At 47.3% G+C, this 438-nt stretch carries 1 protein-coding gene; it reads right to left on the bottom strand.

The features are described 5' to 3' along the window. Positions 1-48: 48 nt before the first annotated feature. Positions 49-438, bottom strand: a 390-nt coding sequence (locus ACTHSP_RS21990) for a sugar transferase (protein ID WP_440347008.1), incomplete at its 5' end; no start/stop codon positions are given.

The following is a 438-nucleotide window of genomic DNA, read 5'->3' on the forward strand; positions in this document are numbered from 1 at the left end:
AAGTCCTGCACCAATTCGACACGGCGACCTGCCGACAGAATCAGTATGTTATTTTTTTTCATCAGTTTTATTACCCGTGAAATAAGGCATGGTGGCTTCTCCTTCGGCTGAGATGCCTTCTTTGACGAAGATTTTTTTAACCGTCAGGAACAAAATTTTGATATCCAGCCAAAAGCTGAAGTTGTCGATGTACCAAACATCGTGGGCAAATTTCTCATCCCATGAAATGGCGTTGCGGCCATTGACTTGAGCCCAACCGGTCACGCCCGGTTTCATTTCGTGGCGGCGGTTTTGGAAGTCGTTGTACAACGGCAGGTAGTGCATCAGCAGCGGACGAGGGCCAACTAGACTCATCTCGCCTTTTAAGACATTCCATAATTCAGGAAGTTCGTCCAAACTGGTGGCACGTAATTTTTTGCCGAAATCGGTCAGGCGTTC

The sequence above is a fragment of the Neisseria sp. P0001.S005 genome (assembly GCF_051963715.1).